The sequence below is a fragment of the Staphylococcus borealis genome (assembly GCF_001224225.1).
Classification (GTDB): Bacteria; Bacillota; Bacilli; order Staphylococcales; family Staphylococcaceae; genus Staphylococcus; species Staphylococcus borealis.
Genome location: NZ_CUEE01000004.1, coordinates 183,206 through 203,640, shown reverse-complemented (window position 1 = coordinate 203,640; position 20,435 = coordinate 183,206). Strand labels below are relative to the sequence as shown.

The 20,435-nt window shown below is 34.4% G+C and carries 14 protein-coding genes and 1 pseudogene; 12 read left to right on the top strand and 3 right to left on the bottom strand.

All coding sequences use genetic code 11. From position 1 onward, the window contains the following. Positions 1–14: 14 nt before the first annotated feature. Complete coding sequence (locus tag AK212_RS06685; protein ID WP_053029932.1) at positions 15–776, bottom strand: threonine/serine exporter family protein; 762 nt, start codon at positions 774–776, stop codon at positions 15–17. 231 nt (positions 777–1,007) lie between these two features. Next, positions 1,008–2,078: a GGDEF domain-containing protein GdpS gene (gene gdpS, locus AK212_RS06680; protein ID WP_053029931.1), complete on the bottom strand. Its 1,071-nt coding sequence runs from the start codon at positions 2,076–2,078 to the stop codon at positions 1,008–1,010. Between the two features lie 366 nt (positions 2,079–2,444). Here gdpS and AK212_RS06675 point away from each other — a divergent pair, with 366 nt between their 5' ends. Further along, on the top strand, positions 2,445–3,530 hold the full coding sequence (locus AK212_RS06675) for a glycosyltransferase family 4 protein (protein ID WP_053029930.1): 1,086 nt from the start codon (positions 2,445–2,447) through the stop codon (positions 3,528–3,530). A gap of 58 nt (positions 3,531–3,588) precedes the next feature. On the opposite strand, the gene AK212_RS06670 is transcribed toward AK212_RS06675, so the two are convergent. Next, the gene (locus tag AK212_RS06670; RefSeq protein WP_053029929.1) at positions 3,589–4,230 is read right to left on the bottom strand and encodes a YigZ family protein; all 642 of its coding nucleotides are present in this window, start codon (positions 4,228–4,230) and stop codon (positions 3,589–3,591) included. Positions 4,231–4,373: 143 nt separating this feature from the next. On the opposite strand from AK212_RS06670, the gene fakB1 reads away from it, so the two are divergent. The 11 genes and pseudogenes from fakB1 (at position 4,374) to uvrA (ending at position 20,078) form a co-directional block, all read left to right on the top strand. Then, positions 4,374–5,240 (top strand): fatty acid kinase binding subunit FakB1, encoded by an 867-nt coding sequence (gene fakB1, locus AK212_RS06665; protein WP_053029928.1) that lies wholly within the window; start codon positions 4,374–4,376, stop codon positions 5,238–5,240. 291 nt (positions 5,241–5,531) lie between these two features. Next, positions 5,532–6,782, top strand: a complete 1,251-nt coding sequence (locus AK212_RS06660) for a DEAD/DEAH box helicase family protein (protein WP_156304897.1) — start codon at positions 5,532–5,534, stop codon at positions 6,780–6,782. Continuing rightward, positions 6,775–7,449 carry a ComF family protein gene (locus AK212_RS06655; protein WP_053029926.1) on the top strand — a complete coding sequence of 225 codons (675 nt, stop codon included), beginning with the start codon at positions 6,775–6,777 and terminating at the stop codon, positions 7,447–7,449. Before AK212_RS06660 ends, AK212_RS06655 begins: the two co-directional genes overlap by 8 nt. Before the next feature lie 61 nt (positions 7,450–7,510). Beyond that, positions 7,511–8,089, top strand: a complete 579-nt coding sequence (gene hpf, locus AK212_RS06650; protein ID WP_053029925.1) for a ribosome hibernation-promoting factor, HPF/YfiA family — start codon at positions 7,511–7,513, stop codon at positions 8,087–8,089. Between the two features lie 425 nt (positions 8,090–8,514). Further along, complete coding sequence (secA, locus tag AK212_RS06645; RefSeq protein WP_053029924.1) at positions 8,515–11,052, top strand: preprotein translocase subunit SecA; 2,538 nt, start codon at positions 8,515–8,517, stop codon at positions 11,050–11,052. Positions 11,053–11,157: 105 nt separating this feature from the next. Then, positions 11,158–12,274, top strand: a protein-coding gene (gene prfB / locus AK212_RS06640; protein WP_176747945.1) for a peptide chain release factor 2 whose coding sequence is annotated in 2 segments (ribosomal slippage) — positions 11,158–11,229 and positions 11,231–12,274 — 1,116 coding nt in all. Because the reading frame shifts where the segments join, the coding sequence is not laid out codon by codon here. Positions 12,275–12,769: 495 nt separating this feature from the next. Continuing rightward, positions 12,770–13,633: pseudogene (locus AK212_RS06635) on the top strand (COG3942 and LysM peptidoglycan-binding domain-containing protein). 291 nt (positions 13,634–13,924) lie between these two features. Next, positions 13,925–14,566, top strand: a complete 642-nt coding sequence (locus AK212_RS06630; RefSeq protein WP_053029922.1) for a YfbR-like 5'-deoxynucleotidase — start codon at positions 13,925–13,927, stop codon at positions 14,564–14,566. A 5-nt stretch (positions 14,567–14,571) separates the two neighbouring features. Continuing rightward, entirely contained in the window at positions 14,572–14,799 is a 228-nt protein-coding gene (locus AK212_RS06625; RefSeq protein ID WP_053029921.1) for a CsbA family protein, read from the top strand. Positions 14,800–15,250: 451 nt separating this feature from the next. Next, positions 15,251–17,236, top strand: a complete 1,986-nt coding sequence (gene uvrB / locus AK212_RS06620; RefSeq protein WP_053029920.1) for an excinuclease ABC subunit UvrB — start codon at positions 15,251–15,253, stop codon at positions 17,234–17,236. Positions 17,237–17,243: 7 nt separating this feature from the next. After that, positions 17,244–20,078: an excinuclease ABC subunit UvrA gene (uvrA, locus tag AK212_RS06615; protein ID WP_053029919.1), complete on the top strand. Its 2,835-nt coding sequence runs from the start codon at positions 17,244–17,246 to the stop codon at positions 20,076–20,078. Positions 20,079–20,435 lie beyond the last annotated feature (357 nt).

Genomic DNA, 20,435 nt, shown 5'->3' with positions numbered 1-20,435 from the left:
ATACACAGCCTTTCTTAAATAATTAATAAAACGATGGCTACACCAGCACCGATGGCAAATGAAGTTAATGCAGCTTCAACGCCTCTAGACATTCCGGCTAACAATTCACCAGCCATTAAATCTCGAATCGCATTACAGATTAATATTCCGGGTACAAGTGGCATTACACTAGAAATGGTAATGATATTCTGATTCGTTGCAATACCGAGCTTAGTAAAGGTAGCTGCAATTGTGATAACGACCGCTGAGGCAACGAATTCTGAAAAGAATTTAATTTGAATAAATCGTTGTACTAAACTAAACGTTAAAAAAGCGGCCCCACCAGCTATAACAGCAATCCAGCAATCTGAAGCTACACCACCAAACATGAATAAGAAGAATCCACAGGCAATTGCAGCTGCAAAAAAGTTTAATAGAAATGAGTATTGTAACGATGCACGACGTAAATGAATCAATTCAGATTTTGCTTCATCAATGGTTAATTCATTTCTAGAAATTTTTCTGGATAAACTGTTTGTTAGTGCAATTTTCTCTAAATCCGTTGTACGTTCGCGAATTCTAATTAGTCTTGTATTCGTGCGGTCATTAAGTGAAAAGATAATGGCTGTTGACGTTACAAAACTATATGTATCATTTAAACCGTAACTATGTGCAATACGGTTCATTGTATCTTCTACACGATACGTTTCTGCACCAGCTTCAAGAAGGATTCTCCCAGCTATTAAAACTACATCAATCACCTTATTTTCATCGATAATAGTGATTGAATCTGACATAAACGGCACCTCCAGTACTTTGGATAATTAAATTTAATTTCATAGACAATTTGAAGTGTACAACTTGCACACGCAACTTGCAATAGTACGCTTCGTATTCATACCACATCTAATCCCTGTTAACATGAAAAATAACGCAACATTAAGATAGATATCATAAAAAAGTCAACATAATGAGATAACCTATATGAATCCTACTTTGATTATCTAATATGTTGACTGCTTTTAGTTTTATAATTTAATGATTGGATTAAACATTACTTGATTACGACCTTCATTTTTAGCAACGTGGACCATATCATCGGCATCTTTAAAGACTTTGCGTTGCGATTTATGATCATCTTGCGTTAAGTAACCTACACCAATAGAGACAGATAATTTAATAACTTCCTTGTTAGGTAAGTGGAATGAAGACTTTTCAACACCAGTTCGTATATTTTCAGCTAATTTAACGCTTTGATCTAATGAATAATCACGGATAACAACTGAAAATTCTTCACCACCATTACGGAAAATCTGGAATTGTTTAGGAACATAATTCTTTAATAGCTGTGACATTTGTTTGAGCACAGCATCTCCAGATTGATGTGAGTACGTATCATTAACATCTTTAAAACCATCGATATCAATTAATAATAAGGCAAGACTTTCTTTTTTCTCTTCGGCGATTTGTGATACATGATTTAAATGTCTATCAAATTCTTTCACATTTCCTAAACCAGTAAGATAGTCATACTTATCTTCATTTTCGTAGCGTGTAACTAATGAAAAGAAGTGCCACATATCAACAAATGTAATTGCTGAAGCAATGGTTAAAACGAATGAAATAGGAACTAAAAATGCGATTTCAGTAAGGTCATATAGCGGGCTGAAGATGGATAAAATAAGTAAAATAATGACACTAATCAAATTTAAAACAACTAAAGCCACAATATCATTTTGTTTCAAGAATGGGCCAACCATACTGACGATGATACCTATTACGATCAGTACTACGCCATAAAGAAGTGAGTTTCCAAATGCAAATACTTCAACTAGGGCAACAATGACTGCTGAAACTAAGGTATAACCCATATTCGTAAAACGACCTAGAAATAATAATGGGACAAACGTTAAATGAACTAAATATTCTTGATGGAATGGAATTGGGTAAGCTGCAAGTAGTAGGGCAACAATAGTCATCAACACCGTGACATAGCCTTTTGAAAAGACCATGATTTTATTTTCGGAATATTGTAGCCGATGGAATAAATATATTCCCGCTACCATAACTGCAATATTGTAAATGATAGATTCAATCATATTGGAATCGACTCCTTTAATTTAACCATTAGTTATTGTAAGTGAAAACTTACCATTTGTCATTAAGTTGTATCAGATATAACAAACAAATTAGATAGAATATATATACTTTCGTATTCAAATGAATAATGAAATGATATGATATAAGTTATAATATCTTTACAAAAAATTTACATTCAATTGAAAATTAAGGATAAACATAGAGAAATAGGGTAAAATAGTTGGAGTTTACTGAACGTTGTGATGAAGTGTCAGTAATTTACAACTATAGTCCAATACAAAAATGAATTAAAAGTTGTTTAAATAGAATGAATAGATAACTAGCAAATATGACAAATTAAAAAGAGATTTATTGAAGGTGAACTGATGTATACTTTACTACTTATTGCTGTGACATTGGTAATCAGTTTAATATTAACACCTATTATTATAAAGGTCTCTATTAAATTCGATTTAGTAGATAGGCCAAACTTCAGAAAAGTACATACAAAGCCAGTCTCAGTATTGGGTGGTACTGTTATACTACTTTCTTTCTTAATAGGAATTTGGCTTGGCCATCCTATTGAAAGAGAAGTTAAGCCCTTAGTTTTAGGGGCTATTGTAATGTATTTAGTAGGATTAATTGATGATATTTATGATTTAAAGCCTATTTTAAAGTTAATTGGACAAATTGTCGCCGCTTCAATCGTTGCGTTTTATGGTATTACGATTGATTTCATATCTTTTCCGATGGGGCCAACGATTCATTTTGGAATATTGAGTATCCCCATTACAATTATTTGGATTGTGGCGATTACGAATGCCATTAATTTAATTGATGGATTAGACGGATTAGCTTCAGGCGTTTCCGCAATTGGTCTTATTACGATTGCGTTTATTGCAATTTTACAAGCGAATGTATTCATTATCATGATTTGTAGTGTGTTAATAGGTTCATTATTAGGATTTTTATGCTTTAACTTTCACCCTGCTAAGATCTTCTTAGGTGATAGTGGTGCGCTATTGATTGGGTTCATTATTGGTTTTCTATCGTTGCTTGGCTTTAAAAACATTACATTCATTTCGCTATTTTTCCCAATTGTAATTTTAGCGGTACCATTTATCGATACATTGTTTGCAATGATTCGAAGAATACGTAATGGCCAACACATCATGCAAGCGGATAAGTCTCATTTGCACCATAAACTTCTAGCATTGGGATACAGCCATAGACAAACGGTATTGTTAATCTATTCAATAGCGATATTATTTAGTTTATCAAGTATTATTTTATACTTGTCACAACCTCTAGGTGTACTCCTAATGTTCATATTAATCGTGATTACAATTGAATTGATTGTTGAATTTACGGGATTGATTGATGATAGTTATCGCCCGATACTCAATTTAATTACAAAGAAGAATGAATCACATCATGTCAATAATGACATTGATGAACATCATAAAAAATAAAACCTTGTTTGTGAGGCTACTTAAATGATTAGGTAGTGTTACACAAACAAGGTTTTTATTAATTTGTAGGTATATCAAAGGGTAACTTTTTAACGTCTGCTTCATGCAATTCAAAATTACCAGCTGTGTGCTTATTCAAAAATGCAATAAAATCATCATATTCCGTTTGTACGACATCAATTTGATAACTGACTTTATCGGTATACGTAGTATCTCTTAAAAAATACGTTGTAGAGGCTAATTCATATTCAAACTTTCCAGTTAAATCATAATTAATGGTCACGGTTGTGGGGATGGCATCGCGCAATTCTACGCGTCCAATGTCATAAATTACATCCCTTACGGCACCACTATATGCACGAATAAGGCCACCGCCACCAAGTTTAATGCCTCCGAAGTATCGTGTAACAACAACACAAACATTATGGACGTCTAATTTTTTTAATATTTCTAGCATTGGTACACCAGCAGTCCCACTTGGTTCGCCATCATCATTTGCTTTCTGAATGTTCATTTGATCGCCAACTGTATAAGCTGAACAGTTATGCGTAGCCTCTTTATGTTGTTGTTTAACTTCATTTATAAAAGCTTTCGCTTCATCCTCCGATGAGACAGGTTTTATATGTGCAATGAATCTAGATTTATTAATGACATTTTCAATGATATGTTCCTGTTTGATTGTAATAATAGAATTGGTCAAAGTTGTTCACCTCCAATAAATAGAAAAGATGTTTAACTTTCATTATACACGCTAATTTTTAAATGAATAAATATCTGATTATGAATTTCTTTTTCAATAAAAATAATTTATAATAGCTTTGAGTATAATTGAGGAGGACTACTATGAAAATCGCAGTAATGGCAGATTCAACAGGGTATCTACCACAAGACTTTATGGACAAGTATGAGATACCTATCGCACCATTAAGTGTCGCATTTGATGATGGAGAAACGTTTACTGAGAATGATAATGTACCGATTGAACATTTTTATAATAAAATGGCCTCATCTAAGACGTTCCCTACAACAAGCCAACCGGCTATTGGAGAATGGATTGAGAACTATGAGAAATTAAGAGATAAAGGTTACACAGATATTATTGTGATTGCTTTATCGAGTGGTATAAGTGGTAGTTATCAATCGGCAACGCAAGCTGGAGAAATGGTAGAAGGTGTCAATGTTCATACGTTTGATACTAAATTAGCAGCGATGATTGAAGGAAGTTATACAATATACGCGAAAGAACTTATTGACAAAGGATTTACGCCAGAAGTAATTATCGAAGAATTAGAAGAAATCCGTGAGCAAACAGGTGCTTACTTTATTGTTGATGATCTTAAGAATCTACAAAAAAGTGGACGTATCACTGGTGCGCAAGCGTGGGTTGGAACATTATTGAAAATGAAACCTGTACTACGTTTGGAAAAGGATGGCAAAATTTATCCATTTGAAAAAGTACGTACAAAAAAACGTGCATTTAATACATTAGAAGACAATATCTTTGAAATTATTAAAGATATCGACGACGTGACTGTCTTTGTAATCAATGGTGACAAAATTGATGAAGGCAAAGACTTTTATAACCATTTAAAAGAGACGTATCCAAACATCAATGTGCAATATTCAGAATTTGGACCAGTTATTGCATCTCATCTAGGGTCAGGTGGATTAGGTTTAGGGTACTTCCCAAGAAAAATCGAAATTAATTAATAACAATTCAAGTCTAAAAGTGTTGAGTAAATAAGGATTAAGACAATGAGCATTGATGTGCATTGGTGGTAGCAAGATTACGGCATACCGCCAGAAGCTTAAGATAGAATTCCTTTGTTGAAAGGTATTTCAGAAATGGAAATCAGCAAACAAAGCATGTGGGGGGTTCTATTTTAATTAAACGCGTCATGTCTTATATCCGAATTCTAAATGCTTTTAGGCTTTTTTATATGAAATAAGGAGTGATAGTCAATCAAATCATATGGAAAATTAGTAGGCCCTGACGTTACATTGACTGATGAAACAGTCATCAAAGTCACGCCTGGTATAATCGCTACAAACAATGGGTATTGCTGTCTTCAATGTGGTAATACTAATATCCATGATATGTGCGAATATGAAACATCTTTTTCAGACAAGCGTATTATATACTGTAGGTATTGCATACAGTTAGGCCGTATGGACAATATTACAGAATTTAGAATTACGCAAAGTGAGCATACGATTTCTGATGGATATTATGAGTTACCCTTTCAACTATCAGAACAACAACAATATGCGTCAAATGCGATTGTACAAGCAATTAATCAGCACCAACCTTTATTATTGTATGCTGTTACTGGCGCTGGGAAGACTGAAATGATGTTTGAAGGCATTCGTGTGGCGCGTCAACGTGGTTATAACATTGCTATAGTATCTCCAAGAGTAGATGTTGTAGTGGAAATTAGTTTACGTATTAAAGCGGCATTTATTTCAGAAGAAATTGACGTCTTACATCAAAGTAGTCAACAGCACTATAATGGTCATTTCATTATTGCAACAGTTCATCAATTGTTTAGATTCAAATCCCATTTCGATGTTATCTTTATCGATGAAGTTGACGCATTTCCCTTATCTATGGATCCGCGCTTAATGAATGCAATCCAATTGTCATCCAAACAAAAGCATAGCCACATTTTTATGACGGCAACCCCTCCCAAATCCCTAATCAAGCGTTTATCAACTGCGCAAATCATCACTTTACCAGCACGTTTTCATAAACACCCGCTACCCGTGCCTAGGTTCTCATATTTCAAATTGAACGTTAAACATATACAGTTTAAATTAAAGAAAATGTTAATCAATCAAATCAATGCAAACCGCTATACATTAGTATTCTTTAATAATATTGAATTAATGACAGAAACATATAAACGCTATCGCTATTATTTTCCGGATTTAATATGTGTTTCAAGTAAAGATGCGTTACGATTTGATAAAGTTCAGGCACTTCGAAATGGTGAACATACCATTGTTTTTACAACAACAATTTTAGAAAGAGGATTCACTATGGCGACATTAGATGTCATTGTTATCAATGCACATACTTTTGAACAGGCTGCCCTCATACAAATTGCTGGACGTGTGGGACGTAAACAGGAAGCGCCCACTGGAAACGTAGTGTTTATGCATGAAGGTGTGAGCATCGCTATGATACAAGCAAAAAGAGAAATTAAAAAAATGAATCGACTAGGTATCCAACGTGGGTGGGTGAATGCCTAAGTGTATACAGTGTGGTGTACATCTAGATGAACCACTAAGTGTATTCAACTTCTATCGTGTACCTCAACGCTTATGTCAGGCATGTCTACAAATGTGGGAGAGCGTACGATTAATTAAAGATGAGCAACGTTGTCCTAAGTGTTTAAATGACAATAACAATAAAGAAGGCAAATGTTTGGATTGTCAATTTTTAGCTAAGAATTTTACATTAATGGATCAACTTTATTGCGATTATCAATATACTGGCATAATGAAAGACATCATACACCAATACAAGCTTATGAGAGATTATTATTTAGCTGAGGTGTTAGCGTCACAACTTCAATTACCACAGACAACGTATGATCTAATTGTTCCTATACCATCACCATTAGCACGTGATAAACTGAGAACTTTTAATCCAGTTGCAACAGTGCTAGAAAAGATGGACGTCAACTATGTAGATATATTAGGGACTGAATTGCGTCCTAAACAATCAAAACTAGGTAAGGTAGAACGAGCAAAAGCGATGAATCCTTTCTTTATAAAAGAGGATATAGATTTAACGGGTAAAGAAATTTTACTCGTTGATGATATTTATACAACAGGATTAACAATTCATCACGCAGGGTGTAAATTATATGACAAAAATGTCAGAAAATTCAAAGTGTTTACGTTTTCAAGATAGGCTAAACGTGGTATTATAATAGTAAGAATTACCAACATAAGAGGTTAAAGGAGAGATAGCTATGATTAGATTTGAAATTCATGGAGATAACCTCACTATTACAGATGCCATCCGCAACTATATTGAGGACAAAATTGGTAAACTTGAACGTTATTTTAATGATGTGCCAAATGCAGTCGCACATGTTAAAGTGAAAACGTATCAAAATTCAACAACTAAAATTGAAGTAACAATTCCATTGAAGAATGTTACATTAAGAGCTGAAGAAAGACACGATGATTTATATGCAGGCATTGATTTAGTGACTAGCAAATTAGAGCGTCAAGTTCGTAAATATAAAACACGTGTTAATCGTAAACATAAAACGCATGGAGAACCAGAAGCGTTTGTAGCAGAAGTTCAAGAGGCACCACCAGAAACAAATGGTGAGGTTAATGCAGAAGCTACAAATGATAGCGATATTGAAATCATCCGTTCTAAACAATTTAGCTTAAAACCAATGGATTCTGAAGAAGCTGTATTACAAATGGAATTATTAGGTCATGATTTCTACATCTTCACTGATCGTGATACAGATGGTACAAGCATTGTTTATAAACGTAAAGATGGTAAATATGGATTAATTGAAACAACTGAATAATTGGTTTTTACTCAGTTGATTAACTTTAAGTTACTATAAATTCAATAACATTATAAAATTTACAATCTAGGTTTGTAGTCATTGGTTGGTTAAAAATGTGACCATAAAATGAGCTATTTAGCTTTAGTCATTGTGATAAGGGTGGGACAGTGAATTCGATAAGGATTCTGTTCCACTCTTTTTGTAACTTATATTATAGTAATTCGTGGACGCTATTATCATGCTGTGCTAATGTAATGAAGTAATTGGATATTTGAAAAATTAGGCTTAGCGATTCAAAATAGAGGGAATAGAAAGTAAACTATTTAAGTTGTACGCAATTAAGCATTGTGCTTATATGAGTATTTAAGTATAAATTTAAAAGTATAAATGATATGATAAATTGTTGTAAGCCAAACAGTTTTTAAGCTAAAGGAGCGGACGTAATGGGATTTTTATCAAAAATTGTTGACGGCAATAAAAAAGAAACTAAACGTCTAAGTAAAATAGCCGATGAAGTACTTTCGCTAGAGGAAGATATGGCTATCTTAACTGATGAAGAAATTAAAAATAAAACAAAACAATTTCAACAAGAACTACAAGAAATTGAAGATGTAAAAAAACAAAATGACTATTTAGATAAAATTTTACCACAAGCCTATGCCTTAGTAAGAGAAGGGGCAAAACGTGTCTTCAATATGACGCCGTATAAAGTACAAGTAATGGGTGGTATCGCAATTCATAAAGGCGATATTGCCGAAATGAGAACAGGTGAAGGTAAAACATTAACGGCTACGATGCCTACCTATTTAAACGCACTCGCAGGTCGAGGTGTACACGTTATCACAGTTAATGAATACTTATCTAGTGTTCAAAGTGAGGAAATGGCAGAGCTATATGAATTTTTAGGTTTAACAGTTGGATTGAACTTAAACAGTAAGTCAACGGTTGAAAAGCGTGAGGCCTACGCACAAGATATTACGTATAGTACGAATAACGAGCTAGGATTTGACTATCTAAGAGATAATATGGTGAATTATGCCGAAGAGCGCGTAATGAGACCTTTACATTTTGCGATTATTGATGAGGTTGACTCGATCTTAATCGATGAAGCTAGAACACCTTTAATTATTTCTGGTGAAGCGGAAAAATCAACATCACTTTACACGCAAGCTAATGTGTTCGCTAAAATGCTTAAAGCAGAAGATGATTATAAATACGATGAAAAAACAAAAGCAGTTCATTTAACTGAACAAGGTGCAGACAAAGCAGAGCGCATGTTCAAAATAGAAAATTTATATGACGTGCAAAATGTGGAAGTTATTAGTCACATTAATACAGCTTTAAAAGCACACGTAACACTACAACGTGATGTAGATTACATGGTTGTCGATGGAGAAGTACTTATTGTTGACCAATTTACAGGACGTACGATGCCTGGTCGTCGATTCTCAGAAGGTCTTCACCAAGCTATTGAGGCCAAAGAAGGCGTTAAAATTCAAAATGAATCTAAAACAATGGCATCCATTACTTTCCAAAACTATTTCCGTATGTACAATAAGTTAGCGGGTATGACTGGTACTGCGAAAACAGAGGAAGAAGAATTCCGTAATATTTACAATATGACGGTTACTCAAATCCCTACGAATAAACCTGTTCAACGTGACGATAAATCAGATTTAATTTACATTAGCCAAAAAGGTAAATTTGATGCAGTTGTTGAAGATGTTGTTGAAAAACATAAACAGGGTCAACCCGTTCTTTTAGGTACTGTTGCAGTTGAAACAAGTGAATATATCTCTAATTTATTAAAAAAACGTGGCATTAGACATGATGTATTAAACGCCAAAAACCATGAACGTGAAGCTGAAATTGTTGCCAATGCAGGACAAAAAGGTGCTGTAACAATAGCGACAAACATGGCTGGTCGTGGTACCGATATTAAATTAGGTGAAGGTGTAGAAGAAATTGGCGGTTTAGCTGTTATTGGTACTGAACGTCATGAATCTAGACGTATTGATGACCAATTACGTGGTCGTTCTGGTCGTCAAGGTGATAGAGGGGATAGTCGTTTCTATCTATCACTACAAGATGAATTGATGGTTCGTTTTGGTTCTGAAAGACTTCAAAAAATGATGAACCGATTAGGTATGGATGACTCAACACCTATTGAATCTAAAATGGTATCACGTGCTGTTGAATCAGCTCAAAAACGTGTTGAAGGTAATAACTTTGACGCACGTAAACGTATACTTGAATATGACGAAGTGTTACGTAAACAACGTGAAATTATTTATAACGAAAGAAACAATATTATCGATTCTGAAGATAGCTCACAATTAGTAAATGCTATGTTACGTTCAACATTACAGCGTGGTGTGAACTATCACATTAGTGAAGAAGATGACAATCCGGACTATGCACCATTTATTAACTATGTTAATGATGTCTTTTTACAAGAAGGCGATCTTAAAGAAGAAGAAATTAATGGCAAAGATCCTGAAGATATCTTCGAAGTGGTTTGGGCTAAAATCGAAAATGTTTATGAAAGTCAAAAAGCAAAAATCGGTGGTCAGATGGCAGAATTTGAGCGTATGATATTATTACGTTCAATCGATACGCATTGGACGGATCATATTGATACAATGGACCAATTACGTCAAGGTATCCATTTACGTTCATATGCACAACAAAATCCACTTCGTGATTACCAAAATGAAGGTCATGAACTATTTGACATGATGATGCAAAATATTGAAGAAGATACATCTAAATTCATTCTTAAATCAGTAATTCAAGTTGATGAAGATATAGAACGAGAAAAAACAACTGACTTTGGAAAAGCACAACATGTCTCTGCTGAGGATGGCAAAGAAAAAGCTAAGAAACAGCCAATTGTTAAAGGTGATAAAGTTGGCCGTAACGACCCATGTCCATGTGGTAGTGGTAAGAAATATAAAAATTGCCACGGTAAAGAAGAATAGCTTTAATTTTTAATAATAAGTGGGAGTTGTGGAACTGAATCTACGCTCCTACTTTTTACATATCCATTTAAAAAGTGCAAAGGACAAAGAATAGGAGAGATAAAAATGGAATTATCTGAAATTAAGCGAAATATAGATGAATATCGTCAGAACTTAACGCAAATTAGGGGGTCTCTTTGACTTAGAAAATAAAGAGACAAATATACAAGAATATGAAGAAATGATGACTGAACCTGATTTTTGGGATGATCAAAATAAAGCACAAGACATTATTGATAAAAATAATGCATTAAAATCAGTTGTAAATGGTTACCATGAATTAGATGAAGAAGTTGAAGATATGACTGCAACTTGGGAATTGTTGCAAGAAGAGTTAGATGATGATGTAAAAGATGATTTAGAACAGAATGTACACGACTTCAAAGAAAAAGTTGATCAATTTGAACTACAATTATTATTAGATGGGCCACATGATGCTAATAATGCAATTTTAGAATTACACCCAGGTGCTGGGGGTACTGAATCTCAAGACTGGGCTAGTATGTTACTGCGTATGTATCAGCGTTACGGTGAACAACAAGGGTTCAAAGTTGAAACCGTAGATTATTTACCGGGTGATGAAGCTGGTGTGAAAAGCGTAACGCTATTAATTAAAGGTCACAATGCATACGGTTACTTGAAAGCTGAAAAAGGTGTTCATAGATTAGTTAGAATTTCACCTTTTGATTCATCAGGACGCCGTCATACATCTTTTGCATCATGTGATGTCATTCCAGAATTCAATAATGACGAAATCGAAATTGAAATCAATCCTGATGACATTACTGTAGATACATTTAGAGCGTCTGGTGCTGGGGGTCAGCATATCAATAAAACTGAATCTGCCATCCGAATTACCCATCATCCCACAGGCATTGTAGTCAATAACCAAAACGAACGTTCACAAATAAAAAACCGTGAAGCAGCTATGAAAATGTTGAAAGCTAAATTATACCAATTAAAATTGGAAGAACAAGAACGTGAAATGGCTGAAATACGTGGTGAACAAAAAGAGATTGGATGGGGAAGTCAAATTCGTTCGTATGTATTCCATCCGTATTCTATGGTGAAAGACCATCGAACTAATGAAGAAACTGGTAAAGTTGATGCTGTTATGGATGGAGAAATTCAACCATTTATTGAAGCATACTTAAGACAAGCAATGAATCATAGCGATAATTAATAAAATTGAATGATAGATTAGGGAGCGGGACAAAAATATAATTTTTTCAAAATTTATATCGTTGTTCCGCTCTTAGCTTGCTTAACTTGTAGAATTTCTTGATGAAATACTCAGTACTGGGGTCCCGACCCCAACTTGCTTAACTTGTAGAATTTCTTGATGAAATTCTCTTTGTTGGGGCCCCGCCCGCAAGGATGACTAGAACTGAGAAAAGCTTGATTTAAGCGCATTTTCAGTTCAGTAAGCTACTGCGAATTTGCAAAATAGCTTCATTATATTATTTTGTCCCAGGCTCAAATTATTTATAAAACATAAATAGTAGCTAAATAAATGTAAAATGTAATATTAATTATTACTAGAGTACGTCTTTTTACATGTTCTTGAAGTCCTTTTTAACCTTTATATTACAAGCCGATAACATTGAACACACACGAAATGTGGTGTGCTAGAGTATAAATTAAGAATAATATAAAACGACAAAGGAATGACAGCATGATAAATAAGACGCTTACAGTAACATTTACTTCAATTGCGGCTTTAGCAGGCTTAAGTGGTTTAGCTAATGCGCAAGAAACGACGCATACAACTTCAACACATACAACATCACACCAAGCAAATGCTTATGATGGCCAAGTGGCACAAGAAACAAACTTAGGGTTAACAGATAAAGATATCGTTAAAGTTAAAGCTGGCGATACGTTATATCAAATTGCTTTATCACATCATTTATCGTTAGAACAACTCTATAGCCTTAATCCAGGTGTAACGGCATTAATTTATCCAGGTGATTTAATAGCGGTAAGTGACAAAGGTGCAGCAAAATTAGAAAATAAAGAGATTAATTATGCACAAACGTATACAGAAACAACAGGCTATAATCAAGCAGATGTAGTAGCTCAATCAGTAAGTGCTAGCACAACAAATGTGTCTAGTTACAATGTTGTACCTACAAGTGCACCTGCGCCTACAACGAATGACACATACCAATCATCAGTAAATTCACCAGTATCATATCAACATATTACAACTGTCAATCAAGGTAACCGATATAGTTACGGAAATTGTACATACTATGCATTTGATCGTCGCTAACAATTAGGGCGCGCAATTGGAAGTTATTGGGGTAACGCAAATAACTGGGCATACTCAGCGAAAAATGCTGGATTAACAGTAGATAATCGTCCTGAAGTAGGTGCAATTTTCCAAACAACTGCAGGTTATTATGGTCATGTAGGTGTTGTGGAACATGTGAATCAAGATGGTTCGGTATATGTTTCAGAAATGAACTGGAATGGACACTATAACCATGTCACTAATAGAACAATTACCAATACTTCAAGTTATAACTTTATTCACTAATAAATATGTTTAGATACTATTTTTAATATATTCAGTCGTCAGAGTTCAATGGCTATGTGATTTAGCATAGTCATTGAACTCTTTATTTTATAAGTAGTGTCATTTCCTAGAAAATAATAGAACGATTAAATGAATGAACGAGGTATAGGAAACCAATTTAATCTTTAATTAAAATACTTATCACAATACATTCTACAATGTATAAAGAATTGACACTTCTCATAGAAATGTTGATTGATATAATAAATGTAAGTATAATCTTTATTTAATAAAGCATGGAGGTAAGGTAATATGGGTGTTCATCAATACTTTAAAAGACTTTCAGATTTAGAAAAATTAATTCGTTTACCAGGTAAATTTAAATACTTTGAACATAACGTTGCTGCGCACTCTTTCAAAGTCACTAAGATTGCCCAATATTTAGCAACTGTAGAAGAATATCATGGGAATACCATTGATTGGAAAAGTTTATATGAAAAAGCATTGAATCATGATTTTGCGGAAGTGTTTACTGGAGATATCAAAACACCAGTTAAGTATGCTAAAACAGAATTGAAAATGTTATTTTCACAAGTTGAACAAGATATGGTGGACACGTTTATTAATGAAGAAATACCTGAACCTTACAAAGATATTTATCGAAAACGACTTCAAGAGGGTAAAGATGATTCACTAGAAGGTCAAATTTTATCTGTGGCCGACAAGATTGATTTACTATATGAAACGTTCGGCGAAATTCAAAAACGTAATCCTGAAGACTTATTCTTTGAAATTTATGAAAATAGTTTAGAAACAATTATGCAATTTGATCATTTAAGTTCTGTTCAAGACTTTATTGAAAATGTAATACCAGAAATGTTGACAGAGAATTTCATTCCTCGTGCAGAATTGCGAGAAACTACAATGGCGATTTTAAATCGAAGAAATGGGTGAGTTGAATGATTTGGTACGCGCTAGCTGCATTTTTTCCATGTGTACTAGTTGTGTTGTTTAGTGTCATAACACGAAGCAAGTGGGTTGGTGTGATTGTTACACTTATTTTGATAGCAGCTTCTATTTATAAAGGTTTCTTTCATAATGAGTGGATTATTTTTATTGATGTCGTTTCTTTATTAGCTGGATACGTCATCATAGATAATCTTGAATTTCATAAGCATCAAGAATAAACATTATGAAACAGAACTTTTGAATGTAAAAGTCAGTTGATTTATAGAGTAAATACACAATATGTACATTGAAGCGTAAAGATAATAAATATATGTAAGTGCGTGGCATCAATAGATGAGATATGAATAAATCACATACATGAGTGGAATACAAAATAGCGATACATTTTTTAAAATACAAACGTAAGCGAACAAACGTTTGTATTTTTCTTTGTATATTTGATAAAATAACCTTAAGTGAGCATATTATTTCAATAATAGGTAATTAATAAGTATATCAATTTATAAGTACGACGTGTGCGTGTCACTGTTAATCTCATTACAATATGATTGTAATATACTATGCAATTTATAAAGATCAAATCTTCGGTTTAGTACATAAATATAAGTAAATAAAACCTTTAAAAAAGTAATAGAAATGAATGTTTAATTCAAGGAGGCGCTTGTCAAAATGGTGGAACATTACCCGTTTAAATTGAATTCTGAGTTTGATCCGCAAGGGGACCAGCCACAAGCAATCGAGAAAATAGTGGAAGGTGTTAAAGAAGGTAAGCGTCATCAAACGCTGTTAGGTGCGACTGGTACAGGTAAAACATTCACGATGAGTAATGTAATTAAAGAAGTGGGTAAACCAACGCTCATCATTGCACATAATAAAACGCTAGCAGGACAACTTTATAGTGAGTTTAAAGAGTTCTTCCCGGAGAATAGGGTGGAGTATTTTGTTAGTTATTATGATTATTATCAACCAGAAGCTTATGTACCTTCAACCGATACATTTATTGAGAAAGATGCCTCAATTAATGATGAAATTGACCAACTACGACATTCTGCAACGAGTGCATTATTTGAACGTGATGATGTCATTATCATTGCCAGTGTAAGTTGTATTTATGGTTTAGGTAACCCAGAAGAATATAAAGATTTAGTAGTAAGTGTTCGAGTTGGTATGGAGATGGACCGAAGTGAACTTCTTCGTAAACTTGTGGATGTACAATATTCTAGAAATGATATTGATTTCCAACGTGGTACATTTAGAGTACGTGGAGATGTTGTCGAAATTTTCCCAGCTTCACGCGAAGAGATGTGTATTCGCGTTGAATTCTTTGGCGATGAGATTGATCGCATTCGAGAAGTCAATTATTTAACAGGGGAAGTCATTCGTGAACGCGAGCATTTCGCTATTTTCCCTGCTTCTCACTTCGTAACACGTGAAGAAAAAATGAAAATCGCAATAGAGCGTATCGAGAAAGAATTAGAAGAACGATTAAAAGAATTAAAAGATGAGAACAAGTTATTAGAAGCACAACGTTTAGAGCAACGCACAAATTATGACTTAGAAATGATGAGAGAAATGGGCTTCTGTTCGGGTATAGAGAATTATTCTGTTCACTTAACATTAAGACCTTTAGGTTCAACGCCTTATACATTGCTAGATTACTTTGGTGATGATTGGTTAGTCATGATAGACGAGTCTCACGTGACATTACCTCAAATTAGAGGCATGTTCAATGGTGACCGCGCACGTAAACAAGTGCTCGTTGAACATGGTTTCCGTTTGCCAAGTGCGATGGATAACCGACCATTAAAATTTGAAGAATTTGAACAAAAAACAAATCAATTAGTATATGTCTCAGCGACACCAGGACCATATGAAATTGAACATACTGATGAGATGGTTGAACAAATTATCCGTCCAACGGGTCTTTTAGATCCTAAGATTGATGTGAGACCAACTAAGAATCAAATTGATGATTTACTTAGTGAAATTCAAGAACGCATTGATAGGGACGAACGTGTCCTAGTTACTACATTAACTAAGAAAATGAGTGAGGACTTAACCACTTATATGAAAGAAGCGGGAATTAAAGTGAATTACCTGCACTCAGAAATTAAAACGTTAGAGCGTATTGAAATCATTCGTGACTTAAGAATGGGAACATATGATGTTGTTGTAGGTATTAACTTACTAAGGGAAGGTATCGATATACCTGAAGTTTCATTAGTAGTCATTTTAGATGCGGATAAAGAAGGTTTCCTACGTTCAAACCGTTCATTAATTCAAACCATTGGTCGTGCGGCGCGTAATGAGAAAGGTGAAGTTATCATGTATGCTGATAAAATCACCGACTCAATGCAATATGCACTTGATGAAACACAAAGACGTCGTGATATACAAATGGCACATAATGAAAAATATGGTATCACGCCAAAAACAATTAACAAAAAGATTCATGATGTTATTAGTGCTACCGTAGATAATGATGAAACAAATGACAAACAACAAACTGAACTACCTAAGAAAATGACTAAAAAAGAAAGACAAAAAACGATTGAGAATATAGAAAAAGAAATGAAAAAAGCAGCTAAAGATTTAGACTTCGAAAGAGCAACGGAATTAAGAGATATGTTATTTGAATTAAAAGCAGAAGGGTGACAGTTATATGAAGGGACCAAGTATTGTAGTAAAAGGCGCACGCGCACATAATTTGAAAAATGTAGATATAGAACTTCCTAAAAATAAACTTATTGTTATGACAGGCTTATCAGGATCAGGTAAATCATCTTTAGCCTTTGACACAATTTATGCTGAAGGTCAAAGACGATACGTCGAATCATTAAGTGCATATGCGCGCCAATTTTTGGGTCAAATGGATAAACCAGATGTGGATACCATCGAAGGATTATCTCCAGCAATTTCAATTGATCAAAAAACAACAAGTAAAAACCCTCGCTCTACTGTAGCGACTGTAACTGAAATTTATGATTATATACGTTTACTTTACGCACGAATAGGCAAGCCATATTGTCCAAATCATAATATTGAAATTGAATCACAAACCGTTCAACAAATGGTTGACCGTATACTTGAACTTGAGGAACGTACTAAAATTCAAATTTTAGCACCCATTGTATCTCATAGAAAGGGTAGCCATGAGAAACTTATCGCAGATATTGGTAAAAAGGGCTATGTACGTCTGAGAGTCGATGGCGAAATTGTTGATGTTAATGAAGTGCCAGAATTAGATAAAAATAAAAATCATACTATCGAGGTAGTTGTAGATAGATTAGTCGTAAAATCAGGCATTGAAACACGTTTAGCAGATTCAATAGAAACAGGTTTAGAATTAGCGGAAGGTAATATTACTGTCGATGTAATCGATGGCGAAGATCTTAAATTCTCAGAAAATCACGTTTGTCCGATTTGCGGATTCTCTATCGGTGAATTAGAACCTAGAATGTTTAGTTTTAATAGTCCGTTTGGCGCATGTCCAACTTGTGACGGTCTAGGCCAAAAACTGACTGTCGATCTTGATTTAGTGGTACCAGACCCTAACAAAACTTTGAATGAAGGTGCTATTGAACCTTGGGAACCAACAAGTTCTGATTTTTATCCAACATTATTAAAACGCGTATGCGACGTTTATAAAATAAATATGGATAAACCTTATAAAAAATTAACTGACAGACAGAAAAATATATTAATGCATGGTTCAGGAGATAAAGAAATTGATTTTTCTTTCCACAGTCGAAATGGAGGTACACGTCATCGAAGAATGAAGTTCGAAGGTGTTGTTGCCAACATTGACCGTCGCTATCATGAATCACCATCAGAATATACACGTGAAATGATGAGTAAATATATGACAGAATTGCCATGTGAAACATGTCATGGTAAACGCCTAAGCAAAGAAGCACTATCTGTTTACGTAGGTGGATATAACATTGGTGAAGTAGTGGAATATTCTATTAAAAATGCATTAAATTACTACGAAAATATTGAACTATCCGAACAAGATAGTGCAATTGCAAATCAAATATTAAAAGAAATTATTTCAAGATTATCATTTTTAAATAATGTTGGATTAGAGTATTTAACACTTAATCGTGCATCAGGTACACTTTCTGGTGGTGAAGCACAACGAATTCGATTAGCTACACAAATAGGTTCACGCTTAACAGGTGTGCTATATGTGCTTGATGAGCCGTCTATTGGTCTACATCAACGTGATAATGACCGATTAATAAGTACACTGAAAGAAATGCGTGATTTAGGTAACACACTTATAGTTGTTGAACACGATGATGATACGATGCGTGCTGCTGACTACCTTGTAGATGTCGGTCCTGGTGCGGGTAATCACGGTGGAGAAATTGTTTCTAGTGGTACACCAAGCAAAGTGATGAAAGACAAAAAATCTTTAACAGGTCAATATTTAAGCGGTAAGAAACGTATTGATGTCCCTGAACATCGTCGAGAAGTGACAGAGCGTAAAATCAGTATTAAAGGTGCAAGAAGCAACAATTTAAAAGGTGTGGACGTTGATATTCCGTTATCTGTAATGACCGTTGTGACTGGTGTATCAGGTTCCGGTAAAAGTTCATTAGTTAACGAAGTATTATATAAATCTTTAGCTCAAAAAATAAATAAATCTAAAGTTAAGCCAGGTGCATATGATAGCATTGAAGGCATTGACCAGTTAGATAAAATAATAGATATTGACCAATCACCAATTGGTAGAACACCACGTTCTAACCCAGCTACTTATACTGGCGTATTTGATGATATTCGCGATGTATTCGCTCAAACTAACGAAGCTAAAATTCGTGGTTATCAAAAAGGACGCTTCAGTTTTAATGTTAAAGGTGGACGTTGTGAAGCTTGTAAAGGCGATGGCATTATCAAAATTGAGATGCACTTTTTACCTGATGTGTATGTCCCTTGTGAAGTGTGTGATGGTAAACGTTACAACCGTGAAACATTAGAAGTAACATATAAAGGTAAAAATATTGCCGAAGTACTTGAAATGACGGTGGAAGAAGCTGCATATTTCTTTGAAAATATCCCAAAAATACACCGTAAATTACAAACACTTGTGGATGTTGGCTTAGGTTATATCACGCTCGGCCAACAAGCTACAACTTTATCAGGTGGGGAAGCACAACGTGTTAAATTAGCATCAGAATTGCACAAACGTTCAACTGGACGTTCTATCTACATTCTAGATGAGCCGACGACGGGTCTACATGTTGATGATATTAGCCGATTGCTAAAAGTATTGAATCGACTAGTTGAAAATGGCGATACAGTTGTCATCATTGAACATAATTTAGATGTCATCAAAACAGCAGATCACATTATCGATTTAGGACCTGAAGGTGGCGATGGTGGGGGTACACTTGTTGCCACAGGTACGCCTGAAGACATCGCTAATGTACCATCGTCATACACAGGTAAATATTTAAAAACAGTACTCGAACGCGATAAAGTTGAATAACTAAACCTAGCGTCAGGAAACTATAAAGGCGTAGAATGATTAATAATGCACAAGGTGTCCTAGTAATTAGATTTTAACTACAAAATCTACAAGATGAGTAGGCTTGGGAATGGGGCATTAAATCATAAAACTTACAAATTAAGTTTTCCTGACACTCGAGACCCATATAGAGTCCGGGACAAAAATAATATAATGAAGCTATTTTGCAAATTCGCAGTAGCTGACTGAACTGAGAAGGCGCTTAATTCAAGCTTTTCTCAGTTCTAGTCACCCTTGCGGGGGTGGGACGACGAATTTATTAAGAATTCTCTCCCACTCCCTTTTTGAGTGTGTTGTAAAATGTGAACGAAACAAATA